At 57.5% G+C, this 25,300-nt stretch carries 22 protein-coding genes; 19 read left to right on the top strand and 3 right to left on the bottom strand.

From position 1 onward, the window contains the following. The first annotated feature begins 39 nt into the window (after window positions 1–39). Both EKM88_RS05115 and EKM88_RS05110 read left to right on the top strand, forming a co-directional pair. Entirely contained in the window at window positions 40–1,212 is a 1,173-nt protein-coding gene (locus tag EKM88_RS05115) for a GNAT family N-acetyltransferase (protein ID WP_125703831.1), read from the top strand. 229 nt (window positions 1,213–1,441) lie between these two features. Further along, window positions 1,442–2,878, top strand: a complete 1,437-nt coding sequence (locus tag EKM88_RS05110; protein WP_125703829.1) for an amino acid permease — start codon at window positions 1,442–1,444, stop codon at window positions 2,876–2,878. 86 nt (window positions 2,879–2,964) lie between these two features. On the opposite strand, the gene add is transcribed toward EKM88_RS05110, so the two are convergent. Further along, the gene (gene add / locus EKM88_RS05105; protein WP_125703826.1) at window positions 2,965–3,984 is read right to left on the bottom strand and encodes an adenosine deaminase; all 1,020 of its coding nucleotides are present in this window, start codon (window positions 3,982–3,984) and stop codon (window positions 2,965–2,967) included. 140 nt (window positions 3,985–4,124) lie between these two features. Between add and EKM88_RS05100 the strand changes: the two genes are divergently transcribed. The 7 genes from EKM88_RS05100 (at window position 4,125) to EKM88_RS05070 (ending at window position 12,372) form a co-directional block, all read left to right on the top strand. Further along, a complete protein-coding gene (locus EKM88_RS05100; protein WP_125703824.1) occupies window positions 4,125–5,426 on the top strand; it encodes a pyrimidine-nucleoside phosphorylase in 1,302 nt (433 codons plus the stop codon). Between the two features lie 232 nt (window positions 5,427–5,658). Then, window positions 5,659–6,750 carry a metallophosphoesterase family protein gene (locus EKM88_RS05095; RefSeq protein WP_164512006.1) on the top strand — a complete coding sequence of 364 codons (1,092 nt, stop codon included), beginning with the start codon at window positions 5,659–5,661 and terminating at the stop codon, window positions 6,748–6,750. A gap of 1,309 nt (window positions 6,751–8,059) precedes the next feature. Next, on the top strand, window positions 8,060–9,319 hold the full coding sequence (tyrS, locus tag EKM88_RS05090) for a tyrosine--tRNA ligase (RefSeq protein ID WP_125703822.1): 1,260 nt from the start codon (window positions 8,060–8,062) through the stop codon (window positions 9,317–9,319). A 165-nt stretch (window positions 9,320–9,484) separates the two neighbouring features. Continuing rightward, window positions 9,485–9,844: a hypothetical protein gene (locus tag EKM88_RS05085; protein ID WP_125703820.1), complete on the top strand. Its 360-nt coding sequence runs from the start codon at window positions 9,485–9,487 to the stop codon at window positions 9,842–9,844. A 199-nt stretch (window positions 9,845–10,043) separates the two neighbouring features. Next, a complete protein-coding gene (locus EKM88_RS05080; protein WP_125703818.1) occupies window positions 10,044–11,210 on the top strand; it encodes a C40 family peptidase in 1,167 nt (388 codons plus the stop codon). A gap of 90 nt (window positions 11,211–11,300) precedes the next feature. Then, a complete protein-coding gene (locus EKM88_RS05075) occupies window positions 11,301–11,885 on the top strand; it encodes an AAA family ATPase (protein ID WP_125703815.1) in 585 nt (194 codons plus the stop codon). 58 nt (window positions 11,886–11,943) lie between these two features. Further along, window positions 11,944–12,372, top strand: coding sequence for a Fur family transcriptional regulator (locus tag EKM88_RS05070; RefSeq protein WP_125703813.1), 429 nt, complete (start codon window positions 11,944–11,946; stop codon window positions 12,370–12,372). Between the two features lie 265 nt (window positions 12,373–12,637). On the opposite strand, the gene EKM88_RS05065 is transcribed toward EKM88_RS05070, so the two are convergent. Beyond that, window positions 12,638–13,474 carry a GntR family transcriptional regulator gene (locus tag EKM88_RS05065; protein WP_164512005.1) on the bottom strand — a complete coding sequence of 279 codons (837 nt, stop codon included), beginning with the start codon at window positions 13,472–13,474 and terminating at the stop codon, window positions 12,638–12,640. A 71-nt stretch (window positions 13,475–13,545) separates the two neighbouring features. Between EKM88_RS05065 and EKM88_RS05060 the strand changes: the two genes are divergently transcribed. The 6 genes from EKM88_RS05060 to EKM88_RS05035 are packed head-to-tail and all read left to right on the top strand — an operon-like array spanning window position 13,546 to window position 17,771. Beyond that, complete coding sequence (locus tag EKM88_RS05060; RefSeq protein ID WP_125703809.1) at window positions 13,546–13,956, top strand: PTS sugar transporter subunit IIA; 411 nt, start codon at window positions 13,546–13,548, stop codon at window positions 13,954–13,956. Continuing rightward, on the top strand, window positions 13,953–14,447 hold the full coding sequence (locus EKM88_RS05055; RefSeq protein ID WP_125703807.1) for a PTS sugar transporter subunit IIB: 495 nt from the start codon (window positions 13,953–13,955) through the stop codon (window positions 14,445–14,447). The genes EKM88_RS05060 and EKM88_RS05055 overlap by 4 nt, the downstream gene beginning before the upstream one ends. Before the next feature lie 12 nt (window positions 14,448–14,459). Beyond that, window positions 14,460–15,200 carry a PTS mannose/fructose/sorbose/N-acetylgalactosamine transporter subunit IIC gene (locus EKM88_RS05050; RefSeq protein WP_125703805.1) on the top strand — a complete coding sequence of 247 codons (741 nt, stop codon included), beginning with the start codon at window positions 14,460–14,462 and terminating at the stop codon, window positions 15,198–15,200. Continuing rightward, a complete protein-coding gene (locus EKM88_RS05045) occupies window positions 15,200–16,018 on the top strand; it encodes a PTS system mannose/fructose/sorbose family transporter subunit IID (protein ID WP_125703803.1) in 819 nt (272 codons plus the stop codon). Before EKM88_RS05050 ends, EKM88_RS05045 begins: the two co-directional genes overlap by 1 nt. An 18-nt stretch (window positions 16,019–16,036) precedes the next feature. Further along, window positions 16,037–16,657 carry a hypothetical protein gene (locus tag EKM88_RS05040; protein ID WP_125703801.1) on the top strand — a complete coding sequence of 207 codons (621 nt, stop codon included), beginning with the start codon at window positions 16,037–16,039 and terminating at the stop codon, window positions 16,655–16,657. 31 nt (window positions 16,658–16,688) lie between these two features. Continuing rightward, complete coding sequence (locus EKM88_RS05035) at window positions 16,689–17,771, top strand: SIS domain-containing protein (RefSeq protein WP_164512004.1); 1,083 nt, start codon at window positions 16,689–16,691, stop codon at window positions 17,769–17,771. Between the two features lie 298 nt (window positions 17,772–18,069). Here EKM88_RS05035 and EKM88_RS05030 read toward each other — a convergent pair whose 3' ends face one another. Further along, entirely contained in the window at window positions 18,070–19,890 is a 1,821-nt protein-coding gene (locus EKM88_RS05030; protein ID WP_125703797.1) for a cation:proton antiporter domain-containing protein, read from the bottom strand. A 72-nt stretch (window positions 19,891–19,962) separates the two neighbouring features. Here EKM88_RS05030 and EKM88_RS05025 point away from each other — a divergent pair, with 72 nt between their 5' ends. The 4 genes from EKM88_RS05025 (at window position 19,963) to EKM88_RS05010 (ending at window position 25,261) form a co-directional block, all read left to right on the top strand. Then, window positions 19,963–20,115, top strand: coding sequence for a Tat pathway signal protein (locus tag EKM88_RS05025; protein WP_125703795.1), 153 nt, complete (start codon window positions 19,963–19,965; stop codon window positions 20,113–20,115). A 420-nt stretch (window positions 20,116–20,535) separates the two neighbouring features. Further along, a complete protein-coding gene (gene helD / locus EKM88_RS05020) occupies window positions 20,536–22,827 on the top strand; it encodes an RNA polymerase recycling motor HelD (protein WP_125703793.1) in 2,292 nt (763 codons plus the stop codon). A gap of 3 nt (window positions 22,828–22,830) precedes the next feature. Further along, entirely contained in the window at window positions 22,831–23,304 is a 474-nt protein-coding gene (locus tag EKM88_RS05015; protein WP_125703791.1) for an acyl-CoA thioesterase, read from the top strand. 277 nt (window positions 23,305–23,581) lie between these two features. Then, entirely contained in the window at window positions 23,582–25,261 is a 1,680-nt protein-coding gene (locus tag EKM88_RS05010) for an ATP-binding cassette domain-containing protein (RefSeq protein WP_125703789.1), read from the top strand. Window positions 25,262–25,300 lie beyond the last annotated feature (39 nt).

The following is a 25,300-nucleotide window of genomic DNA, read 5'->3' as shown; positions in this document are numbered from 1 at the left end:
CTATACTGAAGGTATCATCCCTAAAGGAGCTGAGCGATTTTGACTGAAGTACGCCGATTAGTTGCGGAAGACGAAGCCGCGTTTTACGCGCTGGCCCGCTACGCGTTTCATAAACCCCAAAGCGAGACCCGCGACCGGGCCTTTGCGAGCCTGTACGCGCACTCTGCCGCCTGGGCAGTGGGGACACCTTTGCAAAGTGGGCTGCTCGGCACCCACTTTGAGGTGGATCTGTCCGGCGTGACGTACAAGATGAGCGGGGTAGGCTATGTGTCCAGCTATCCGGAGGCCAGCGGGCACGGCGGCATCAGTGCCATCATGCAGCAGGCCTTTGCGGACATGCGGGCCAACGGTGAAACCCTGTCATACCTCGCGCCATTTTCCAGCACCTTTTACCGGCGTTTCGGCTACGAAGGCGCGTTCGACCAAGTGACCCACACCATCGCAGCGCGCGACTTACCGAAGGTGCCGCGGGTGTCGGCCGCTGTTACCGTGGCGCGGGTGCCGTTTCGCGCGGCGATCGAGGCGATGGCGGCCGTCTATGGTCGTAGCAAGGACGCCACCCGCGGCGGACTGCGCCGGGCAGACTGGTGGTGGAGCAACATGGCCGATCACTACCCGAACCGCGAGGTGGCCGTGGCGATGCTAGGCGAGCGGCCGACCGGTTACGTGATTTACGAGCGCGATGGCGACACCTTCCGGATCCTGGAGCAGTTTCACGATGACCTGGATGCGCTGCTCGCGCTGGCCCGCTTCATCACGGCGCACCGCACCGCGTTTGCGCAGTTCGTCTACACAACCGGCAACCCGGAGTCGCTGCATGACTTGCTGCCGGAGCCGGGGGCGCTGACCACTACCGTGCGCGCGTACATGATGGCGCGGATCGTGGATGTGCAGGACTTTATGCAGCGCTATCCGTACCAGGTCTCGGACCTCGCGCCAGTGGTGATCGCCATTCAAGATGACTTTCTTCCGGCCAACGCCGGGTTGTGGCAGCTGGCCATCAACGACGGCCAGGTCACCTTCGAGCGTGCCACCTCAACCGCAACGCCTGCGTTGCGCCTGAGCATTGAGCAGCTGGTCAAGGTCAGCTTTGGCGTGCGCACGCTGCGGGATGCCTCCAACCTCGGGCTGATCGATGGGGATGCGTTCACGATCGCCAGTGTTGGCGACGCCTTCCTGCAGCGGCAGACACAGCTGTACGATTACTTCTAATCCCTGTGCCACTTCTCTTGTGCGCCTGTGATGGGTAAAAGCCATCGCAGGCGCACTTTTTGATGTCGCGCCAGGTACGATCGCCATAAATGGGCAAATAAAAAGCGTTAAATGGCTAGTCGCTCATGACTTTCTTACGGAATTGTGGTGGCGAGTTCACCAAAAACGTGGGGTTGCACCGCTAAAATGGACACAGCATTATCATTTTTGAAGAAAGTCAGGTGGAAACATGGCAGACGCCAAAAAGCAACTGCGATGGTATAACGTCGCCCTGATCGCATTCGTCGCGGTTTGGGGACTGGGGAATGTCGTCAACAACTACGCCCAACAAGGCCTATCCGTGGTCACGAGCTGGGTGCTCATCATGGTCTTATACTTCGTGCCGTACGCGTTGATCGTGGGTCAACTCGGCTCGGCGTTCAAGGATGAAAACGGGGGCGTGGCCTCCTGGATCAGCCGCACCAGCACCAAGCGGCTCGCTTACTTTGCGGCCTGGACTTACTGGGTGGTGCATGTGCCGTACCTCGCCCAGAAGCCGCAGGGGATCCTGATCTCCCTGAGCTGGCTGTTCAAGGGGAACGGGAACTTCGTTAATGAGGTGAACGCCAAAGTGGTTTCGGCGCTGTGTCTGGTGCTGTTCCTCGCGTTCTTGTGGTTGGCCTCGCGCGGGTTGACCACGCTGAACCGCATCGGTTCCGTGGCCGGGACGGCGATGTTCATCATGTCCATCCTGTTTATTATCCTGGCGGTGTCTGCGCCGTTCATGACGCACGCGACGATCGCGACACCGCACATGGACAAGCTCAGCACCTACCTGCCGACGTTCAATGTCAACTACTTCACCACGATTTCAATGCTCGTATTTGCCGTCGGCGGCGCGGAAAAAATCTCTCCGTACGTCAACAACACGAAGCACGCCGCCAAGGAGTTTCCGCTGGGCATGCTGGTGTTGGCCGGCATGGTTGCGCTGTGCGCCATCCTCGGGTCCTTTGGGATGGGGATGCTGTTTGACGCCAACCACATTCCTGCGGACCTGATGGCCAACGGCGCCTACCTCGCGTTTGCCAAGCTCGGGGCGTACTATGGCGTCGGCAACATTTTCGTCATCCTCTACGCCTTGGCGCAAGCCATGGCGCAGATCTCCGCTTTGGCTTTTTCCATCGATGCCCCGCTGAAAATTCTGCTGGGTGACGCCGATGCCCACTTCATTCCGGCCAAGCTGAGCAAGCTCAACGCCAAAGGCACCCCGACCAACGGGTACCTGATGACCGGGGTGCTGGTCAGCCTGCTGATCGTGATCCCGTCCATCGGGATCGGCAACATGAACGAACTGTACAACTGGCTGTTGAACCTGAACGCCGTCGTGATGCCGATGCGTTACCTCTGGGTGTTCCTGGCCTACATCCTCTTGAACAAGCAGTACAAGAAGTTTAAGTCCGAATACGAGTTCGTCAAGAACCCGAAGGTCGGCATGGTGATTGGGGGCTGGTGCTTCTTCTTCACCGCCTTTGCCTGCGTGATGGGCATGCTGCCTAAGATCGATTACGCGGCTCGGCCGGGCACCTGGATGTTCCAGCTCACGCTGAACATTCTGACCCCGGTACTCTTGCTGGCCCTGGGGCTGATCCTGCCCGCCTTGGCCCGGCGGCAAAAGCCGATCGCTTAGGGCGTTCGGGCAAAATAGCCCGTTGCTGACCGCACCAAAAATTGGCCTCACCGCTGATGGTGGGGCCAGTTTTTGGGTGGTGCGGCTTACAGGTAAGGTGCGTACTCCACGGCCAGCCGCTCGGCTAACGCGGTGCGCGCCGCCGCCGGAATGAAGGCGGCGGCCGCTGCGTTTTGGTTGAAGGTCAGGAAGTCCTGTGCCGTGGTGCCGAAGCACTGCTGGAACAAGTCGTACTCGCGGGTCAGGGTGGTGCGGGAGACGGTGCGGTTGTCGGTGTTGATGGTGAGCTTGGCGCCGGCCGCCTTGAGCGCCTGATAGGGGAACTCGGCCAGGCTGGCGGCCGCCTTGGTCTGCAGGTTGGAAGTCAGGCACAGCTCCGCGGTCGCGCCACTGTCAACGAAGCGCTGAATCAGCGCGGGCTGGTCGAAGATGGCGGTGGCGTGGCCGATGCGGCGGATCCCCAGGGCGAGTGCGGCGGCGATGTTGTGCGCGCAGTGGCACTCGCCGGCGTGGAAGGTCAGTGGCAAGTGCAGCGACTGGGCGTAGGCGACGGTCTCAGCGACAACGGCTGGGGGAAAGTCGGCCTCGTTCCCGGCAAAATCGGCCCCGACCACCCCTTGACCGAGCAGCGGTGCGGCGGCCGCAAAAATCGGCTCGGTCACGCTGGCCGCCGACTGCCGCATGCCGCAGATCAGCGCGGTGGCCGTCAGGTCGAAGTCGGCGTTGGCCTGCGCCAACCCGGCGGTGACGGCCTTGATCGCCTGTGTGGCGGTGAGGCCTTCATCCATGGAGAACTCCGGGGCAAAGCGGATCTCGATGTAGCGCACGTTTTCCTCAGCGGCCTGGGCGGCCACATCGTAGGCGGCGAGGCGCAGTGCCGGTTCGGTTTGGAGCAGCGGGCGCACGAAGTCGAACGCCTTCAGGTAGTCCATCAGGTTCTCGGCGTCCGCCGGCGCGGACACCAGCGCCTGCAGGGCCGTGTCTGCGGCGGGCAGGCTAATGTTGGCCATGGCGGCCAGCTTGCGAATTGCGTGCAGCGACAGCGAGCCGTCCAGATGACAGTGGAGTTCAACTTTTCCCAATTTGTGCAGCGTTGGTTTGTCCATGATTGCCTCCCAATTTGTGACCGTAGTGCCGAACGTTTTAAGGAATAATAAGTTATTTTAAGTATAACACAGTGAAAGCGCTGTAAACGCCGCCTCAATACGGTATACTAAGAATATCATAGATAGAAAGCTGGGATAGTATGCGAATGGTCGACTTAATCGCCAAGAAGCGTGACGGGGGGACTTTGACCCAAGCGGAGATCGATTGGATGATCACCGAGTACGTAGCGGACAAAATTCCCGATTACCAGATGAGCGCCTTTTTGATGGCGACGTACTTCAAAGGGATGACCGATGCGGAGCAGGCCAACCTCGCCTTTGCGATGCTGAACTCGGGGGACCGCCTGAATCTGGATGAGATCCCAGGCGTCAAGGTCGACAAGCACTCCACCGGCGGTGTGGGCGACAAGATCTCGATCCCGCTGACGCCGCTGGTGGCCTGCCTGGGCGTGCCGATCCCGATGATCTCCGGCCGCGGCCTCGGCCACACCGGAGGAACCTTGGACAAACTGGAAAGCATCCCGGGCTTTAACGTGCATGAGACGGAGGCCGAGTTCAAGGCGCAGGTCCAGGACATCGGGCAGGCCATCATCTCAAGCTCCGGTGACATGGCCCCCGCTGACCGCCGCATCTACGCGTTGCGTGATGTGACGGCCACCGTTGAGTCGATCCCGCTGATCGCCAGCTCCATCATGTCCAAGAAAATCGCCAGCGGCACCAACGCACTGGTCTTCGATGTGAAGGTCGGCAACGGCGCGTTCATGAAGTCGCAGGCAGACGCCGAAAAGCTGGCGCGTGCGCTAGTTTCGATCGGCCACGCCGCCGGGGTCGACGGGGTCGCGCTTTTGACCGACATGGATCAGCCGCTTGGCGTCACCATTGGGAACAGCCTGGAAATCGCCGAATCCATCGCGATCTTGAAGAACCGCGGCCCCAAGGATGTGCGCGAGCTGACGCTGACGCTGGCCGCCCACATGCTGGTGCTGGGCAAGCGCGCGGAATCGCTGGAAATCGCGCTGGGGATGTGTGAGGACGCGCTGAAAGACGGCCGTGCGCTCAAGGCGTTCAAGCAGCTGATCGAACGCCAAGGCGGAGACAGTCGGGTCGTGGACGATCCAACGCTTTTGCCCCAGGCCAAGTACAAGGTGCCGGTCACCGCGGCCACAGATGGCTTCGTCACCGCCATCGACAGCAACGCCCTGGGCATCGCGGTGATGCAGCTGGGCGGCGGGCGCGCCACTAAAGACTCCGTGCTCGACCTCGCCGTTGGCCTGGTCCTGCACAAAAAAGTGGGCACCCCGGTCACGGCCGGGGACACCTTGGCCATGATCCACGCCGACAGCGACGATATCGACGCAGTGGCCCAAGCCATTCAGGCGGCTTTCACCATCGGCCCAGTGGCGCCGGTCAAGCAGCCACTGATCAAGCAGATCATTAAGTAAGCCAAGAACGGCCCCACCGATTGCGTTGTTGCGTGCGGTGGGGTCGTTTTTTGACCCCCGAGTCGGCCGTGTGATGCCGCCACCCGGCGATCAGCGCAACGTGGCGGCGACACACTGAGCGAGCCACTGGCAGCGCCTGACCATAGGGATTTGGTGAGGTAAGACGCAAAAAGCGAGCAAGCCGCCCAAAAACGTGTATGATAGGGACAATCAACGAAACGGAGGATTCGCCATGCGGTTACACCAAAATATTACGATTCGGCGCTCGGTGCGCGCTGACTTAACGCAGTTCGCCGACTGGGTGCGCCCCAAGATCACCGGCGCCAGCCTCAATCTGGCCGTGATCACTGACACGCACGACCGAACTCAGCTGTCGCGCACGTTTTACGGCCCCAACGGCTTCTGGCATGTGCAGGAGCAGCACTGGTTGGCTGGCGAGCTGCCGATCGACTGGCGCGTGCACCTCGGCGACTTGGTGGACGGCTCCGAGCCGAGTTTTTTGACCCTGTGGCGGCTCCGCAACATCGTGAACGATTACGCGGCAGGGGCACTGCCCTATGTGATCGCCAAAGGCAATCATGATGATAACGATAAGTATGCGGAACGTAATCGCCGCTTTGCCGGCAGTTTCCACCCGTGGGTCTTTAACGAGCACGTTTTCCGGCCAATGAAGGCACAAGTCGGCGGCCCGAGCGTCTCGCGTCACGGCCTGTCGGTGTTTGACTGGGCGAATATCCGTGTGATCACCCTGAATACCTCAGATGTTCCGGTGCGCTGGGTGGGCGGTCGGAAGAACTACGATGTCAAAAAGACCCTTGCGGTGACGGCAGCGCAAGTGCAGGAGCTGATCGATGCCCTGCAGACGGCTGGGACGCGTGACGTGCTGATCATGGGGCACGCCCCGGCGATGACCCGCTCAGGCAAGCCGGGGCTGCGCTTCAATGGGCGCCAGCTGCATGAGGTGTTGCGCGCGTTCAACGCCAAACTCAGCGGGCGAGTCGTGTTTGGCCAGCACCCGGATTTTGGAGGCACGGCGACCTTCGATTTTCGCGGCACCACCGGCACCATCATTGCGTATGTGGCGGGGCACTGGCACACGGAAGAGGATTTTCGCATCAACGGCATTCACTACAGCCTGCTGAATGTGAGCGCACTGATGGGACGCAATCATGGGCTGACCACCCGGTACAACCGCAAGTGGAACCGGCTGATCAACACGCCGACCGAGTATGCGGGGTATGTCTTGTCACTCGACACCCAGCGCCGCACCCTGGCGGAATACGGCTACGGCGCGGCGAGCGCGCAACGATTGTTTACCTACTAGACCAATTCTCGATGTGTGCGAAAAATTGGGCAAAAAAATAACGCGTAAGCGCTTGCATAAAAATGGGTCGCATGCTATACTTTAGTCAGAGTTAAGGAACAGTTCCTCGGTGAACCACAGTTAAACCACCAGCTCGAACTAGGTTAACGTTCAACACAAGCGTTCCACAATGAGAGCCTAGGTACAGCAGAAAACTGTGCCACCAGAAGAACCACAGTGTGAATGAAGCAACAGCCAAATTGGAGGTGCGAGTCTGACAAAGAGACTCTCCGAACCAAGCGTGACCACTGCGAGTTAAAGGTGCACATCGGGTGTTTCATAACACCAAACAACGCTAAGTAATTAGGCCGCACCACGCAATACCGCAGTCTAAACGTACAAGTGAATATAGTTAGTTAGTAAGAGGTGTCGCAGTATCGTTTTAACCAAGCAACCAACAGATTCTCTCGACTCCAAGTACACGAGTAACAAGAACAAGCGAAGCGCGTTTTGTGAAACAAGTGTAATCGGTCGAACCAACTCACAGCATCAAGAGAATCCGGGGAACACCTTAACTTAGGACGTCATCGCGCGAAGTAAGCACGGTGACGTCTGTTTTTGTGTACCCAGAGCGAAGCAAAGCGCACTTAGCAGACTGGCTAGCCTAGGACTGGTGCTTGGGCCCGTACTTAGGCCCGAGTGCCAGTCCGTAGCTAGACACGTCTGCGTTGCTTTGCGCAGCTCGACGAAGACCGGAAAGTAGTAAGCAAAGCAGAAAGTCCGTGAGCAAGTTTGTTCGGTGAGAAGATCCAACGAATGGCTTGCGCCCGCACTAAGGCGCGACTGGCAGGACGACTTAGCCCGCACCCTTATGTGCCACTGCGCGCGACGAAGACCGGCAAGCAGTAAGCGAGGCGGAAAGCCCGTAACCAAAGAAGTCCCCACTGACTGCTTGGGGTGCCCTTGGCCGCGAGTGCCCAGGCATGGTGCGCCACTTTAGCGTGCTTTGCCCAACATAATGCAGGCGAAGGGCGGCAGAGCGGATTGCGCCTTGACCGAAGCGCTGTACGGATGCTACACTGAAGCCAAAATCAAGCCTTGAAGAGTCACAGTAGAGGCGCGTCTGGGAGTCAGAGAGCCGGTGGAGGGTGCGAACCGGTCAGGGCGCGTGTCGAAGTACAACTCGTCGCAGTGGGCCCGGGTGATGTCGTTACGCATCAATGAGTGATGACGGTTGTCATAACCTGGGTGGTACCGCGGCCAATGCCGTCCCTGATCGATGGATCAGGGACGGCATTTTTGTTTGGGGCCCAACTATAGGAGGAACAGGATGACTGAGAATATTTTGGACGAACTCGCCTGGCGCGGGGCGTTGAACCAGCTGACGGATGAGGAAGGGTTGCGCAAGCTGACCACGGAGAAGCACGTGGGCATCTACGTGGGCACCGACCCGACCGGCGATTCCCTGCATGTGGGACACCTGATCCCGTTCATGATGCTCAAACGCTTCCAGCTGATGGGCCACAAGCCGGTGATCCTGATCGGTGGCGGGACCGGCTCCATCGGCGACCCGTCCGGCCGCAACTCCGAGCGCGTGTTGCAGACGATGGCCACCATCGAGCAGAACAAGCAGAAGCTGACCGCGCAGATGGAACGCCTTTTTGGCACGGATAACTTCCGGATCGTGGACAATTACAGCTGGCTGTCCAAGCTGTCGATGCTCGACTTCCTGCGTGATTACGGCAAGCTGTTCCCGGTCAACCAGATGCTGGCCAAGGAAGTGGTGGCCTCACGTCTGGAAAACGGGATCTCTTACACCGAATTCACCTACCAGATCCTTCAAAGCATCGACTTCCTGCACCTCTACAAGCATGAGGACGTGCAGGTGCAGCTCGGTGGGGCCGATCAGTGGGGGAACATCACGGCCGGCATCGATCTGATCCACAAGATTGAAGGCGCCGACGCCAAAGTGTACGGCCTGACCAACCCACTGATGCTCAAGAGCGATGGTACCAAGTTCGGCAAGTCGGCCGGCGGCGCGGTTTACCTTGACGCGGATAAGACCAGCCCGTACGAGTTCTACCAGTTCTGGTTCAACCAGGACGATGCCGATGTCGAGAAGTTCCTGAAGTTCTTCACCTTCCTGACCCAGGCCGAGATACAGGATCTGGTTGACGCGACCCACACCCACCCGGAAAAGCGGGAAGCGCAGCGCCGCCTGGCCCAAGAGGTGACGGCCTTCGTGCACGGCCAGGCTGCCGTTGCCCAGGCTGAGGCCATTTCCGCCGCCCTGTTCTCCGGGGACGTGCAGGACCTGACCGCCAGCGAGATCGAGCAGGGCTTCAAGCAGTTCCCGACCGTGACCGCGCCGGCGACGCCAGAAAATATTGTCACCTGGCTGGTGGACACGACCAAAATCGAGGCCAGCCGCCGTCAGGCCCGCGAGGACATCCAAAACGGGGCCATCACGATCAATGGGCTCAAGCAGCGTGACCTTGACTTCACCGTGGACCCGAGCACCCATTTTGACGGCCAGTTCGTCATCGTGCGCCGCGGCAAGAAGAAGTACTTCCTGGTGCGCATCGCGTAAGTTGAAAGATAACAGTCACGCGCACGGCTACCCGGTGCACGTGACTGTTTTTGATTCGAGGCAATTGTGACACGGGCGTCATTGGACGCAACCGGCGCAAACTGCCGGTAGGCCGCGGCCCGGGGAGATGTTATACTGACATTATCAAACGTGGGGGTGACCGGAATGCAATACAGTGTAATCGGGGCCAGTTATCAGCATCAGTCGCTTGCGGTTTTTTACGCGGGCACGGACCATCAGGCACTGCTCAGCTATGACGCGGCAGCCAAAAAGGCGCTGCACCTGCTTGTCGCGGAGCTGTCCGCGGTCGGCCTGGCGGATATTCACCAGCTGACTGATGAGGTGATCCAGTTCTTAGCGCAGCCGGTGCACCCGCTGGCGCGTCTGGAGGATGCGACCAACGATTGCCTGTCAGTCAGTTGGCTGTCGGATGATCATTTTCTGATCGCGGTGATGGATGCCACTGAAACCTACCAGCTCCACTTGGAAGTCGTTCCGGTTGTGACGGGGCCAAGTTCCGTCTGAGCGGGCGAGGGCAACGATAACGTGAATAAATAACGGGTCGAGACACTGTTTCGGCCCGTTTTTGAATTAAATGACAGATGTTACATTGTTGCATAATTGCGGTTAGGCGACTTACGAAGTTAACTTGCTTGTAATAATTGTGTAACGTTCGGTTGTTATACTGTGCAACAGTGATGATCGAATAGGAGTGAGTGAGTTCATGAAATTAGTCAAAACTTTAACCGTAATTGCCGCCGCAACCCTCATCGGGGCCGGGACATTCAGTACCGGGGCCAGCGTTTCCGCTGACAAAGTAAGCGACGCCAAGGCGGCCGTTTCGAGCAAAAAGAGCGAGGGCAGTTCGCTCTTGGCCCAACTGCAAAGTGCCCAGGACAACCTGGCCAAGATCAATGATCAGGTGTCCAACAAGATGTTAGACATTGAAGACGCCCAAAAGAAGATCGACGCCACTCAGGCAACGATCGAGAGCTACAACGGCAAGATCGCGAAGCAGACCGAAGAAATCGCGAACCGCAAGGACGCCCTGAAGAACCAGCTTGAATCCCTCCAAAAGGAATTGGGCGATTCCGTGACTGGGAATGTCTACCTCGAATTCCTGCTCAAGTCTGACAACCTGTCCGACCTGATCTCCCGTGGTGTGACCGTATCCAAGCTGAACCAGGCCAACAAGGACGCGCTGGATGCCGTGAACGAAGCGAAGAACAAGATGAACGACCTCAAGGCGGCGCAAGTCGCCAAGCAAAACGAGTTGACCGCGACCAAGAACCAGCTTGAAGCCGACAAGGTGAAGCTGGACAGCCTGAAGGAAAACGCAACGGCTGAGGCCGCGGCCCTGCAACAGAAGATCAGCGACAACCAAGCCGAAGTGGATGCCCTGCAGGCGCAGGCTGACAGCGCGGCGCAAGCTGCCGCAGCACAGGCCGCCGCAGCGGTGGCAGCCGCTAAGACGGTGACGGCACCTAAGACAACCCCGGCCGCCGGGAACAACACCCCTGCACCGGCCACCCCAGTTGGCGGTGGCGCAAGCGCCATGGTCGGGATCGCCATGCAGTATCAAGGCGTCCCTTATGTTTGGGCCGGTGCCTCACCTGCCGGTTTCGACTGCTCCGGCTTCACGATGTACGTTGCGGCTCAGGTCGGCATCAGCTTGCCACACCGGGCAGCCGAGCAAGGCATGATGGGCACTCAGATCCCGCTTTCCCAGGTTCGCGCCGGGGACCTGCTCTTCTGGGGCGGCCGGACAAGCGCCTACCACGTGGCACTGGCCATCAGCAACAGCCAATATATCCACGCACCAAACACGGGCGACGTCGTTAAAGTGGCCAACATCTCCGGTTGGGGCCCAAGCTTCGCCATTCGCCTGTAATCTAAGTCAAACTCACATCACTTCTGAAACGTCTGCCGCGGCAGGCGTTTTTTTGGTACAATGGGCGTTAAATAACCAGTTGGAGGATGAATCGTGACGGCACAAAAGTTGATCGTGATCACAGGCGCGACGGGGACGGGGAAGACGACGGTCAGTCGCTACCTGCGTGAGCATTACCACATTGAGCGGGTGATGACCCACACGACCCGGCCCAAGCGGCCCGGCGAGGTGGACGGGGTCGATTACTTCTTCGAGACGCCGACCAGTTTTGCGACCAAGCACTACATCGAGCATGTGACCTACGCCGGCTATCAGTACGGCAGCTCCTTTGAGTCGCTGGACGCGGCCTGGCAGCGGGCCAATTTTGTCAGCATCGTGCTCGACACGAAGGGTGCCATCACCTACGCGAATCAGCTGGGCAACAAAATTGCCGTGCTATACCTCACGATCGACGACCCCAGCGTGTTGCGCCAGCGCTTGCTCCACCGCGGCGATCAGCCAGAGATGGTAGAAGCGCGGCTGCAAAGCCCCGAATACAAGCGTGACCTGCAGCTGCCGCCTGCCTTGGCACCGTACGCGCACGTCATCGTCAACGACGACTGGGCGGCCGCACAGGCGCAGATCGACGCCTTCATGAAACAGCTCGCGGTGGCAGCCGTAGAGTTGTCGGAATGAGCCAAGCGTGGTAGACTGGGCTTAATCGTAATCAGACTGATTAAGGGGAGACGAGCCAATGACCAGTGCCACTATTGCCATCGAGAAGATCAAGGCCAGCGGAATGCGCCTGACCAAGCAGCGCCGCGACCTGCTGGCGTACCTGGCCGCGCACACGGACAGCTACGTGACCGTGACCGCGGTCGACAAGCACATGCGCAGCCGCTACCCCGGCTTGTCGCACGACACCATTTACCGCAACGTCAAGGCCTTTGAGCAGCTCGGCATCCTCGAAGCCGACGTGCAGGGGGAGCAGGCGACCGTCAAGTTGCAGTGTGACTTCCAGCACCCGCACCACCACCACTTCATTTGTCAAAATTGTCACCGCGTGCAGGAGCTGACTATGTGTCCGCTTGGCTATTTTGAAAACCAGCTGCCCGGCGCCACCATTGCGGGCCACAAGCTCGAACTCTACGGGCTGTGTGCCGACTGCGCCAAGGCGCAATAAGTTTGCCAAAAACCAGAAGTTTGTCGATTGGTGTTGAAGTTTAATTATTATCCCTTGAAGGTTTCTCAGAAATGAGGAGCCTTTTTGTTATTTCACTGAATTTTTTGACGTGGCTAAGAAAATCAGGGATGATTTTTTGGAGAGTAAGCCAGATAAGATTTATCAGTTTTGTCATTTAAATTTGCGTTTAAATTTAAGCCAAATAAAACACTATCAATCACGCGCTGCGCTAATTGATAGTGTTTTATTTGGCTCTGCCATCGCCTCAGTTATTTGCAGCGAACCGATACGTAAAGCGTTTAGGGTTGTAGTACGAGGCAAAACGACCCAGGCGCTGTCTCTGGCCTGCAGTTGTAATGGTATCGACGTTAGCTACTGTCTCAAGTATAAAATCATCGTCGAGATTGAGTAGTGACTGTTGCCGTGCCGTTGCCCTGCAGGCCTTAATCTCGACATAATTTTGGAGGATTGGAATTTTTAATCGCGCTAGATACGCATATAACGAATGGTTGAGCAACTCGGAGTCTAATGTCGTGATTAAGTTAGCCGCAAGATAATCCTCTGTGATTGCGATAGGGATATCGTCCCCAGTGCGTAGTCGCTCAATTCTATGAACTTTGTCGAGGTTGGCCAATTCAAGTTCATCGCGGCGCGCTGGATCGTCCGCTAAGTCTACCAGTGTATAGGTGAGTAACTGAGAGCCTGGCGTCATCCCCTTACTTCGAATGTACTCAGAGAACCCCACGGTATCCGTAACATTGCGTGTCATTGCTTTTGCTTTGACAAACGATCCTCTCCCTGAGACTCGTGTGATATAACCTTGCTGCTCTAACTGTTTCAGCGCCTTGTTGACCGTCATCCGGCTAAAGCCTGTTTCCTCAGTGATCAACGTTTCGGCCGGTAACTGTGCTCCGACCGTGAGCTTCCCGCTGTTGATTTCACGTATGAATCGTTCTTCGACCTGCTTATACTTTGGTATCACGTCGTGTCCCTCTTTGAGATATATACATTTATATTGATTTGTATGCTGCTTTATAGACCCAATCATTAAACGTCGTTGTAGTTCATAAAACACTATACCACCCAACGTTTTTTTTTGCACCTTGTTGACAAATGTATATACAGTGATATCATGATCTCGTATTACAATTTCATGAGAAAGGAGTCCTGTAGATGACCCAGTTTATCATTGCCACACACAGCACTTTAGCTTCAGGTTTTGTTCAAGCTGTTTGCTTCTTTGCCGGTGATATTTCCAACCTACATGCATTGACAGCTTACGTGGATGGCGACACGTCATTCGAGCCACGTCTACGCGCCCTACTTAAGAAGTTGTCACCCGCAGAGATTATTATTTTTACAGATCTTCCCGGCGGTAGTGTCAATCGCATTACTTGTGAGCAACTCACAGTCAGCCGCGTTCGTGTAATCAGTGGGATCAACCTATCATTGCTGTTAGAGCTCATCCTCCACCCGACACCAATCACTGACGATGGTATCCGTAAAGCGGTCGAGAATGCGCGCACACAAGTTGTGTATATGAATGATGTCCTTGCAGAGCAGGAAGGGGAAGAGGACCTATGATCGAACTAGTTCGTGCAGATGATCGGCTTGTTCATGGCTTGGTGGCGGTATCGTGGACCAATGCTTTGCAACCCAGCATTTTACTTGTCGCTAACGATGCAGCGGCCAGTAATCATCTACAACAGATGACGATGAAAATGGCTAAACCCGCGGGGGTTACGATGGCTATCAAGAATTTGGCTGACGCTGCGACTATCCTGAATAATTCGAAATATGCGACGCGTAGGATTTTCGTCGTTACCGCAAACATTGCGGATGCATTGACGCTCTCGCGGGTCGTCCCAGACATTAAGAAGGTAAACGTCGGAACAGCCGGCATTCACTACGCTACAGATCAAGCAGTCGCTATTACCGCGGGGGTCAAGATGACGATTGACGAGTTCACCGCCGCCAGCGCACTAAATGCTGCTGGCATCGAGGTGTTTGCTGAAACGGCTCCTTCGCAAGAACGCGTCGGATTTGCCGGCATCAAAAAGGCCTTTTCACATTAGGAGGGATTGAATATGGTACAAGGATTATTAGTCGCCCTTGTTGGCTCGTTAGTATACATGGAGAGTCGACTTGGTGGACAACACATGTTAGATCGCCCAATCATCATTGCGCCTCTGGTTGGGCTGGTCATGGGTGATTTCCGTACCGGATTGATTCTCGGCGGTCAACTTGAATTAGTTTGGATGGGTCTGGTTGGGATTGGCACCACGACGCCACCCGACGTTGTAGTGGGTTCTGCGTTGGCAACTGCACTAGCGATACATACCGGTGCCAGCTGGCAGACGACACTCACACTAGCCGTTCCAATCGCACTTATCGCGCAGATGATTGCGATTGCAGCGGGTAGTTTCAACGCTCTATTTGCCCATTATGTTGACCATCAAATCGACCAAGGTAATTGGAAGGCGCTGCCAATCGGGCAGTGGGCTGGCTCAACCATTATGTTTTTATCCAAATTTGTGCCAATTATTGTCGGATACGCGGTTGGTGCACCAGCAGTTAAAGCAATCGTCAAGGCGATTCCCAAGGTCATACAAGACGGCCTGACCCAATCTGGTAACCTTTTGCCCGCACTGGGGATTGCAATGCTGATGCTTCTGACATATGACAAGAAATACGCACCATTTCTATTTCTAGGGTTCTCACTGGTCGCATTCCTGAAGGTGCCAATGATCGGCGCTGCGATGCTAGGTGGCATCATCGCCTATATCTACTTCCAGTTCAAACCACAACAACGTGAGGAGGTGCTCTGATGGACACGAACGGTGAAAAGAAACTGACAAAAAAAGACCTGCGCAGTGTGATGTGGCGCCACTATCAACTGCTGGGGGCGTTCAACTACGAACGACAGATGTCGCTCGGGTATGCTTGGTCTATGACCCCAGTGCTCAAGCGGCTATACGGAGATGACCCCGAGGCCCTTAAGGCTGGCTACCAACGACACCTTGAATTCTTTAATTGTTCAACCTCCACTTCACCGCTGATTCTTGGAATCAGCTGTGCGATGGAGGAGCAAAACGCCAATACTCCTGACTTTGATGCCACCTCAATTAACGCCGTCAAGTCTGCCCTTATGGGGCCATTGGCCGGGATTGGTGATTCGATGTTCTGGGGGACGCTACGCGTAATTGGGGTAGGCGTCGGCGCGCCTCTGGCGGTCAAAGGAAGCCTGCTTGGGCCGTTGTTGTACGTCTTGATCAACGTGCTCCCGAGTGAACTGCTTCGCTGGTACGGATTTAAATTGACCTACCAAGGCGGTAACAAGTTTCTCACTCGTATCCAAGAGGATGGCACACTTGAAAAGCTGACTGAATCCGCTAAAATTCTAGGACTGATTGTGATTGGCGCGATGATTGCTTCCATGGTTGTAATCAAAGTCCCACTCGTTTTGCACCTTGGAGGAACGAAGGTCAGCATGCAAGACACGTTTGATTCGTTGATGCCTGACCTGCTCCCATTATTATTGACATTCGGGTGCTATGGATTGCTTAAGAAACAGGTTAACGGAACGGTCATTCTGATTGGCTTGATTGTCTTAGCCGTTCTTGCCGTAACGGTTGGTCTTTTATGATCCTTTGGAGGTAACGGAATGGCACTTTGGTTGGTCGTGTTGATTATGTTGGCAATCGTCTTGGTTGCCTGGTTGCAAGGGAGCGCTCGCGCTCACTTGCTACAAGAGTTGCTCGCCGCGCAGCAGCGTGGTAACCGTCAAGCATACACCGCATTGCTCGCTACACCGGTGGCCAAATTTTTCTTTAATCGCGTGACTCGCCTAATCATGAAAGTCAATTACGAACTGGTTTGGGAAGATACGAGCCGGTTGCAAACCTCAATTGCTCAACTGGTGGCACAGCCAGTGCGCAATCGAGATACCGTAATCTGCTTGATGAAGGCGTATGCGTTTGACTTGGAAAACGGTGAACAGGCTGCCGCTTTGGCGTTAGAGCCTGTATTGCAGTCAACGGCGAACCAATTTTCCGAAGTTCGAACGGAACTCGATGTTTTGCACAGAATCTACATTGTCCACGATCCTGAGCTTGAACCAATCTTGGCCCAACAGCTGGCAGAAGAGCAAACACCAGAAGCGAAAATGGTCCTTCTTTACCGGCTCACTAGGCTTACAGAATTACTAGATGAACCATTAATCGAAGCAACTTACATGAATCAACTGCGTCAATTGGCGCGTGGACAAGTTCAACCACTAAATTAATTGGAGGTTTTTACTAATGGCTAGATTAACGATGATGGATCACATTGAAGATACCGGACGGGTCCTACAACGAGCTTATGATGAACGGGCAGACTACGGTGCAGACTTTATCAACCTGTTGGCTAAAGGTGACTACAAGAAAATCTACTTTACTGGATCTGGGACGTCATATAACGCGATGCGTGTCGTCCGCAACACGTTCGTTAAGTTGCTCCAGATTGAAGGCGTTGCGGTTGAGCCGACCATCTTCACTTACTCTGAGAGCATAAACCCAAGTAGCGCTTTTCGCCCAGATCAGATTTTGGTGATTGGTTTGTCACAACACGGTGATTCTCTCTCCACTTGTGAAGCGTTGCAGCGCGCAGTGGATGAGGGATATACGACCGTTGGCGTATCTGAAGAGCTTGGTGCTCCAATCGAACGGATAACAAGTCACTACTTGCACTTGGTCTGCGAAGAAGAACAGATTGGACCTGAGACTCGTGGGTACACTGAAACGCTTTTCCAGTTCTACATTTTGGCACTCGAGGTGGCCAAGGCTAAGGGCTTGATTGGCAACGAAAAATACAAGTTGCTTGACGCCGATGCCCAGCAGGCAGTTAACGACTATACTACAGTCGTTGCTGAAAGTAAGAACTGGTACGAAGCCACTGCGAATGAGCTGGTTAAAATGCAGAAATCTTCGATTGCAGGCTACGGGTATAACTTCCCGACCGCTCAAGAAGCGCGCCTCAAGTTCTTTGAAACGTTTGGCCGGCCGAGTACTGCCTACGAGATGGAAGAGCAGCTTCATGGTCCATTACGCGCCTATAATTCGGATAACTACATCTTTCTTATTGGTGGCAACGCGGGGCCTGAGTTCGACCGGATGAAAGATATTGCGGCTTACTATCGTCGAGCGTGGACGGAACATGTTTTCGTTATCTCTGGCGAAGATTTCGATGCTACTAGCAAAGACCTTCAGTTTAGCGTTAAGACGACCGCGCTTTTGTCTCCTGTTTTCTACACGGTTCCGTTCCAAGTGCTCTCGGCTCAACTCTCGAAAGCCGTTGGGATTGACACCAGCGTCTCACCGGTTAAGGATAAGTCAATCTCCGGTCACATGAACAACTAACCTAGTGTGATTTCTATAGTTTCCCATTGGCGTGATTTGCTAGGACGTTTCAGTCGTTGAAAATCAATCTATGCCTATTCCCTACAGTGGATGCGTCAATAAGTCCTAGAGTGTATCTTTTGCCTTCTGCTGTTGGAGCTTTTGAATTCATTCACGCTGGCTCAACCGCAGTTATTGCACATCAACACAGCGCCGGTGCAAAGAATTCTGAAAACCGCGTTCCGCCCGCCTATTTGGCGATGCGAAACGCGGTTTTTGCGTGCGGAGCAGGCGCCAGTCTGTGATCGGCTGGTGGCGGTTAGTTGCGAGTCTCCATCTGCCGGCGGATGTCGGCGACGGCCTGTTTGTTGCCGGTGAAGATCAGGTGGTCGCCCAGGTGGATCTGGGTGTCACCGTGCGGGGCGATGAAGTGATTCTCGCGGAAGATCTGCGAGATCGTGATGGCGTCGATGAACGGCAGGTTTTTGACCTCCATGCCGGTGAAGCGGCGGTTGAGGACCGTGATCTCGAAGATCCCGGATTCGGTATCGTCGAGGATCTTCAGCGTCGATGGCGACTCGATCAGGCTGCGCAGCAGGGAGATATTGGCGTCAAAGGTGTTGAAGATCTCCACCCCCTGTGCGGCCAGCTCATCATACTGGCCGTCTGCCACGTTTTTGGCCTCGAAGCGCGCGATGATGCGCGGCACCTGGGCCCCGATGGCCCACTGCGCCAGCTGGTAGTTCTTGGCGTGGTCGAAGTAGGCGAGCATCAGAATATCGGTGTCAAACGCACCGGCCTCACGCAGCGCGCCTTCGGAGAACTGACGCAGCAGGCGGACGTTGGCCTCGGAGTTGTAGGTCGTGTACTTCTCCGGGTCGTCGGTGTACATCGTGATGTCGTACAGCCCGCGGGACAGCTGCTGGGCGATCGGTATCGTCAGCAGGTTGACGCCGATGAAGTGCACCCGCGTCTTCTTGAGCGGCTCCTTTTCGGCGACGTAAAAGCGGTTGAACAGGATCGGCGCGGTGACGCAGGTGATGATGGCGGCCAGCGTGAACGCGCCACTTTGCTGCACCGTGATGATACCCAGCGTTTTGCCGACCGTCAGTGTGGGAATGACCAGCGTGATGGTGGTGGCGATCAAAAACGTGCCAGCCAGCGCGTTATGCTGGCGAAACCGCAGGCGCAACAGCGGCACCAACCCGAGCTTGGCCACGAGAAAGCCCACCAACAGCACCGGGATCAGCGCCAGGCTCTGGCGGTCGGCCAACAGGGCGTGCAGGTCGATGTTGGCGCCGGTCATGATGAAGAAGATCGGGATGAAAAAGCCGTAGCCGAGGCTGGTCAGCTTGTCCTGCGTCTCCTCGCGCGGCCGTAGCAACTTCATCACCATCCCGGCGAGAAAGGCGCCGAGGATGTTCTCGGCCCCCACCGACTCGGCGATCGTGACCAGCGTGATGATCAGAAAGAACGCCAGGCGGATGTCCAACTGCGTGGTGCTCTTATCGATTTTGGCGAACCACTGGTACGGCTTGCGAAAGCGCAGCAAGAGGACGATGGCCGCCAGAAAAATCAGCAGCAGCCACCACACCGAGCGCGACGCCGAGCCCACCAGGCTGGCGTACACCGTCAGCGCGATCAGCGGCACGATTTCGCCCAGCGCCGCCAGCAGCAGCATCGTTTGGCCGAAGGGTTTGCTCAGCAGCTCCTTTTCCTTGAGCGCCGCGATCACCACCCCCAGCGCCACCGTCGAGAAGATGATGGTGGCAAAGCCAATGTGGTCGTACAGCCCCCACCAGGCGAGCAGCGCGCTGAAGCCGGCGCTCAACGCCACGATGCTGGCGTACCCGAGCAGCGCGAGCTTCGCCGGGCCGATGCGGTCGTCGTTTTTCGTCGGCTTGAACAGGGAAAAGTCGATTTCCATGCCGGACAGAAAAATCAGGACGATGACCCCGAGCTTGCGCAGCTGCGTCAGCACCGCGGTGGCGGTGACCCAGCCCAGCAGGCTTTTGCCCAGCAAGATGCCGACGACGATCTCCGCCACGGCGGTCGGGGTGCTGGTGATGCGTAGCTTGGCCATCGTCAGGGGGATGACCAGCGCCGCAAAGAGAACAATCAAAAGTGAAATACTTTCCATCACAATGCCTTTCCGGTACAATGGTTAGTCAAAGATACCGCAATTATACCTGATTATAAAGGAAGTGTTCCCATGAACCGCAAATCTGTCATCACCGGCACTGGCGCGCTCATCGGGCTGCTGATCGGCTGGCCGTTCCACAAGATCCTGCTCGGCGTCGCCATCGGCCTGGCCGTGGGCACCCTGATCGCCAGCTACACCCGCTGGTTCGGCGGGCGTGGGTAGGGCTAACTGACGATAGCGATGGCCCTTGGCGGCGAGTTGTGCACGATTACTGGTTAGGTCAGGCGCTGGCCTTTATCGAAGCCAAGACTGCAGCATTTGGGCAAGAAAGCCTCGGATGCTGTGTCGTCACAAATACGGCATCGCGTGGTTTCATTAGAGCACCACAGTAGGGCAGGACAACCGCAGCAGAATGGGCTCAGTGGTGTCGTTGTTCTTAGTCAACGATTTTTGTTGACTTAGAACAAGCCGCGACTTTGAGACTCGCTTTTTGAGGCTCAAAGCGCGGCCACCACGTTCCAGCCCAAATTCTGCGGAGGTTGTCCTGCCCGGCACCTGAAAGCAAGCCCCCACAGTGGCATCGCGGGCGACAAAGTGGTAAGATAATATATCCAATAATTTGATTGAGGAGGGACAGCTTCCATGGCAGAGCAAGAGCAAGCATTGGAACAGACCCATCTGGACGGCATCATGAAGCAGCTGACGGCGGCGGATGCGCGCCTGAGCGAAGAGATCGCGCGCACCAAGGCGGAGGAGCAGTCGCTGAACAAGAACTTCTTCAGCGATTTCTCCATTAACCTGAGCAACGACGCCGAGGCCATCGAAACGGCGGCCTCCATCCAGCAGCAGCAACAGATGCTCGACGAGCGGTCGAACTCCTGGCGGCAGTCCACTCAGCAGCTGGCCACCGTGCGCCGGCTGACGGTTAACCCGTTTTTCGCCCGCATCGACTTCCAAGAAGGCATCGCCAAGCCGGAGACGATCTACATCGGCCTCGGTTCCTTCACTGACACCAAGGGCAAGTTCCTGATCTACGACTGGCGTGCACCGATTTCTTCTATTTACTATGACGGCGGCCTCGGCGCGGTCACGTACCAGACGCCGGACGGCCCGCAGACCGTTAACGTCGACTTGAAGCGCCAGTTCGTGATCGCGGACGGCAAGATTCAGACGATGTTTGACACGACGGAAACCATCGGCGACCAGATGCTGCTCGAGGTGCTGGGCGAAAAGTCCGACACGCAGATGAAGAGCATCGTCACCACGATCCAGCGCGAGCAAGACCAGATCATCCGCGACACCACGGCGGATCTGCTGTTCGTGCAAGGCGCGGCGGGCTCTGGGAAAACCAGCGCCGTGCTGCAGCGCGTGGCCTACCTCCTGTATCGCTATCGCGGCAACCTGACCGCCAGCCAGGTGATCATGTTCTCGCCGAACCAGCTGTTCTCCGATTACATTGGCAACGTGCTGCCGGAGCTGGGCGAGCAGAACATGGTTCAGTTCACCTACTACCAGTACGTGACGCGCCGCGTGCCGAACATCGACGTGCAGAACCTCTTCGCGCAGTTCTCGGCGGTCAAAACGGACACGGACAAAAAGGTGGCGCGCCTCAAGGGTAGTCTGGCCTTTTTCAACGCGACCAAGCAGTACGCGCAGACGCTGGAAGCAAGCGGCATGCGCTTCCGCGACATTCGCTTCCATGATCAGGTTTTCTTCTCCAAGAAGAAGATCGCCGAGATCTTTTACAGTTACAACGAGAACTACCACCTCGGCAACCGCCTGACCGCCACCAAGGAGCGCCTGATCAACATGCTCAACCGGCGCGTCGACAGCGAAATGCGCGCCAACTGGGTGCAAGAAGCCGTCGAGAACCTGTCGGACGAGCGCATCCGCGCGCTTCAAAACGATGGCCCAAGCGAGTTCAAGGACTCCGACGCCGAGTACAAGTTCTTCGCGCGTAAAATCGTGCTGGACGCCTTCAAGGAAATTCAGACGGCGATCGTGCGCAACCACTTCCTGAACGTGCGCGGGCAGTACATGGCCTTCCTGCGCGCCGCCGGCCAGTTCGTGGCCCTCGCCGACTTCGGGCTGAGTGCGATCACTTGGGACGCCGACGTCGATGCCTTTTTGACCGACTTCCGCAGCCGCCAGCTGACCATGGCCGACGCCACGCCGTACCTGTACCTGTACGACCTGATGACCGGCCGTCACGGCGAGCGCAACATGCGCTACGTTTTCATCGACGAGATCCAGGATTACACGCCGTATCAGCTGGCGTACTTACGCACGAGTTTCCCGAAGGCCAAGTTCACGCTGCTGGGCGACCTGAACCAGGCCATTTTCACCAAGGGTGATTCGCACACGCTGATCCAGGACGTTGCGAAGCTGTTTGACCCGGAAAAAACACGCGTCGTGCAGCTGACCCAGTCGTACCGCTCGACCAAGCAGGTGACCGAGTTCACCAAGGCCATCCTGAAGTCCGGTCAGCAGATCGACGCCTTCAACCGCCAGGGCCCGCTGCCGGCCGTGTACCGGCGCGCTTCGGAAGACGAGCTGATGCAGGCGCTGATCAGCCAGATCGACACGGACAACGCCGCCAAACTGACCACCGCGGTCATCGCCAAGACGCTAGCCGACGCCGAGCGGGTGGCGGACGCGTTGAAGCAGGCCGGCATCGCGGTGACGCTGATCAAGAGTGAGAACCAGCGGCTGGCCGCCGGGGTCATCGTGGTTCCATCGTACCTGGCCAAGGGGCTGGAGTTCGACGCCGTGATGCTGTGGCAGGCCAACGCCGCGCATTTTCACGCGGAGGACGAGCGCGAGTTGCTGTACACCATTGCCAGCCGCGCGATGCACCGTCTGGTCCTGTTCGCGAGCCCCGAGTTGTCGCCGCTGCTGGCGCAAGTGCCAGCTGACCTTTACGAAGAGAAGTAGCGCATGAAAATGAGTCAAACCAAGGCCGTCACCACGCACCGCGTGTTCCCGGCCCAGATGAATGAGCACGATTCCCTGTACGGCGGCCAGATCCTGTACTGGCTAGATGAGGCCGCCAGCGTGTCTGCGCACCGCCTGGCCCGCAGCGAAATGGCGACCGGCGCCATCGACCAGATGACCTTCCTCGCGCCGACGCGGCTGGGGGATGCCATCGAGTACCACAGCATCGTCACCGGTGCCGGTGGCCGCTCAATGGAGGTCTTCACCAAGGCCATCACCGAGGACCTCGCCACCGGCCAGCGGACGCTGGTGGCCACCGCCTTTTCCACCTTCGTCGCCGTGCCTGGCATCACGCTGCCACCACTGGTCGCCGATGATCCGGAAGGCGCCGCCTTGGCCGCAGGCTACGCCGCGCGCAAGGCGACCAACACCGCGCGCCGCCAAGCTTTGGGCGCCGTGCCGCTGAGTTTGAACTGAATGTGACTTGAGGGACCGCTAACGCTGATCGCTGCGTTGGCGGTTTTCGTGTTGCGCTAGATGAGAAATGAATTGCAGTTTTCTCATCTGGCGCGTACAATCAAAGCCAAGAAGAACGAAAAGAGGGATCAGCCTCGTGCGCATCTAATGGCTCACAATGCAAACCGTCGGCGCAGGCCAGATTTTTGGCCGGCTTAGTTTGTGTGGGTTCGGTGCAAGCGAGCGCGATCAATTGAATCAGTGACTGGTTTGCCTTGCCGACACAGGGGAGAAGTCAATGTTAAAGTATCTCACGAAAAACAAAGGGGAGCTTGCCCTCACGCTCACGGTCAGCGTCATGGCTGTCTGTGGGTACGTGGGCTGGAGCTTTCTCTTACAGCTGGTGGTGGACATCGCCACCGGCAAGCGGGCGGGGGACCTGGTCACCCTCGGCGGCTTCTTTGTCTTGTACATGATCGTGATGGATTCGATCGGCGGGCTCGACCAGTTCCTGCGCCCGCGGCTGAAGTGGCGGGCGGCTAAGCGGGCGCGCACCGCGCTGATGGCGCACGCCTTCGCTGAGTCGCCGGCCGATTTTGCGCAGGTGGGCGTCGGCACCATGATCGGCAAGCTGACCAAGCAGCTGGACAACGTGACCCAGAGCTTCTTCGGCGAGGCGCTGTGGCTGTTTTACATCAGCGTGCAGATGCTGATCGCGACCGCGTCCACCCTGGCCATTAGTCCGCTGGTGACCGGCCTGATTTTCCTGCTCAGCATTCCGGCGCTGGTGTTTCCGTTTTTGCTCAAAAAAGTGCTGAGCCGCGCCTCGGATGAGCAGGTTGCCGCCATCGACGCGTACGCCGCCAAGGCCACCGACCTGCTCAGTGGCTTCGCGACGCTGAAGTACGCGCTGGCCGGGCCGGCCGCCAAGCACCAGCACGAGCAGCTGAATGCCGCGCTGTTCAACGCCCAGACGCGCAACACCCGCCTGGCCGCCACCAGCTTCGCGATTTCCGCCATGCTCAACGACATCACCTACATGGCCGCCTGGTTCCTCGGCGCCGTAATGGTGCAGCGCGGCCAGATGGACATGGGGCAGATGGTCGTCTTCAGCACCCTGACCGGCTACCTGACCTTCCCGATGATGTCGTTGACCCAGGACATTCCGACCCTGATCGGCGGCGCGCGGGCGGCCCAGAAGCTTGCCGCCTTCATCGACGCCCCGGTCGCGGCGGCGGCCGGCACCGCCCAGCCGCAGGTCACCACGCCGATCGCCGCGCTGCGCCAGGCCGGTTTCACCGCGGCAGGGCGCGACGTGCTGGCCGCCCTCGACTTGACCCTGACCCCGGGGCAAAAAGTGTTGCTGGTGGGCGCCAGCGGCAGTGGCAAAACGACCCTGGTACGGTTGCTCCTCGGTGAGTTGGCGCCAACCGAGGGCACCGCGACGCTGTTCGGTGTCCCGGCCACTGCGCTGGCGCGGGCGGCGGCGTATGCGCGCATCGGCTTCATGACCCAGGCCGGCCACGTGTTCACCGGCACCGTGCGCGAGAACCTCGGCCTGTTCAGTGACACCTACTCGGATGCCGCAATGAGCGCTGCCATGCAGCGCGCGGGGCTCGGCCCGTGGCTAGCGGCCCACAGCCTCGACACCACAGTCGGCGCGGCCGACCCGACCCTGTCCGGTGGCGAGCAGCAGCGCCTCGCCTTGGCGCGGCTCTTCCTGCGCGGCGCCGACTACTACGTTTTTGACGAGCTGACCACCGTCCTGGATCCCCACATCGCCGCCGGCCTGCTCCGTGACCTGTTCGCCATGCCGCAGGGGTTTTTGATGATCACCCACACCTACAACGAAGCCGCCTTCGCCCAAGCCGACACCATCCTGGTGCTGGACGCCGGCCGCATCGTGGCCCGCGGCCCCGTCACCACCCCGGCTGTGCGTACCGCATTGCAGGGGCTGGAGCTGGTGGCGGCGGACTAGCGAGGGGCGGCAACAGTGCCTACAACTAACGGGGCAGTA

This window comes from Lacticaseibacillus daqingensis, assembly GCF_003946115.1.
Classification (GTDB): domain Bacteria; phylum Bacillota; class Bacilli; order Lactobacillales; family Lactobacillaceae; genus Lacticaseibacillus; species Lacticaseibacillus daqingensis.
Note: the sequence above shows the minus strand (reverse complement) of the source record. Positions and strands in the feature narration are given on the sequence as shown.

What these genes read in the sequence shown, in the direction of transcription:
- EKM88_RS05110 (WP_125703829.1), top strand. Translation starts at nt 1,442, where the DNA reads ATGGCAGACGCCAAAAAGCAACTGCGATGGTATAACGTCGCCCTGATC.
- add (WP_125703826.1), bottom strand. Translation starts at nt 3,984, where the DNA reads ATGGACAAACCAACGCTGCACAAATTGGGAAAAGTTGAACTCCACTGT.
- EKM88_RS05100 (WP_125703824.1), top strand. Translation starts at nt 4,125, where the DNA reads ATGCGAATGGTCGACTTAATCGCCAAGAAGCGTGACGGGGGGACTTTG.
- EKM88_RS05095 (WP_164512006.1), top strand. Translation starts at nt 5,659, where the DNA reads ATGCGGTTACACCAAAATATTACGATTCGGCGCTCGGTGCGCGCTGAC.
- tyrS (WP_125703822.1), top strand. Translation starts at nt 8,060, where the DNA reads ATGACTGAGAATATTTTGGACGAACTCGCCTGGCGCGGGGCGTTGAAC.
- EKM88_RS05085 (WP_125703820.1), top strand. Translation starts at nt 9,485, where the DNA reads ATGCAATACAGTGTAATCGGGGCCAGTTATCAGCATCAGTCGCTTGCG.
- EKM88_RS05080 (WP_125703818.1), top strand. Translation starts at nt 10,044, where the DNA reads ATGAAATTAGTCAAAACTTTAACCGTAATTGCCGCCGCAACCCTCATC.
- EKM88_RS05070 (WP_125703813.1), top strand. Translation starts at nt 11,944, where the DNA reads ATGACCAGTGCCACTATTGCCATCGAGAAGATCAAGGCCAGCGGAATG.
- EKM88_RS05060 (WP_125703809.1), top strand. Translation starts at nt 13,546, where the DNA reads ATGACCCAGTTTATCATTGCCACACACAGCACTTTAGCTTCAGGTTTT.
- EKM88_RS05055 (WP_125703807.1), top strand. Translation starts at nt 13,953, where the DNA reads ATGATCGAACTAGTTCGTGCAGATGATCGGCTTGTTCATGGCTTGGTG.
- EKM88_RS05050 (WP_125703805.1), top strand. Translation starts at nt 14,460, where the DNA reads ATGGTACAAGGATTATTAGTCGCCCTTGTTGGCTCGTTAGTATACATG.
- EKM88_RS05045 (WP_125703803.1), top strand. Translation starts at nt 15,200, where the DNA reads ATGGACACGAACGGTGAAAAGAAACTGACAAAAAAAGACCTGCGCAGT.
- EKM88_RS05040 (WP_125703801.1), top strand. Translation starts at nt 16,037, where the DNA reads ATGGCACTTTGGTTGGTCGTGTTGATTATGTTGGCAATCGTCTTGGTT.
- EKM88_RS05035 (WP_164512004.1), top strand. Translation starts at nt 16,689, where the DNA reads ATGATGGATCACATTGAAGATACCGGACGGGTCCTACAACGAGCTTAT.
- EKM88_RS05030 (WP_125703797.1), bottom strand. Translation starts at nt 19,890, where the DNA reads ATGGAAAGTATTTCACTTTTGATTGTTCTCTTTGCGGCGCTGGTCATC.
- EKM88_RS05025 (WP_125703795.1), top strand. Translation starts at nt 19,963, where the DNA reads ATGAACCGCAAATCTGTCATCACCGGCACTGGCGCGCTCATCGGGCTG.
- helD (WP_125703793.1), top strand. Translation starts at nt 20,536, where the DNA reads ATGGCAGAGCAAGAGCAAGCATTGGAACAGACCCATCTGGACGGCATC.
- EKM88_RS05015 (WP_125703791.1), top strand. Translation starts at nt 22,831, where the DNA reads ATGAAAATGAGTCAAACCAAGGCCGTCACCACGCACCGCGTGTTCCCG.
- EKM88_RS05010 (WP_125703789.1), top strand. Translation starts at nt 23,582, where the DNA reads ATGTTAAAGTATCTCACGAAAAACAAAGGGGAGCTTGCCCTCACGCTC.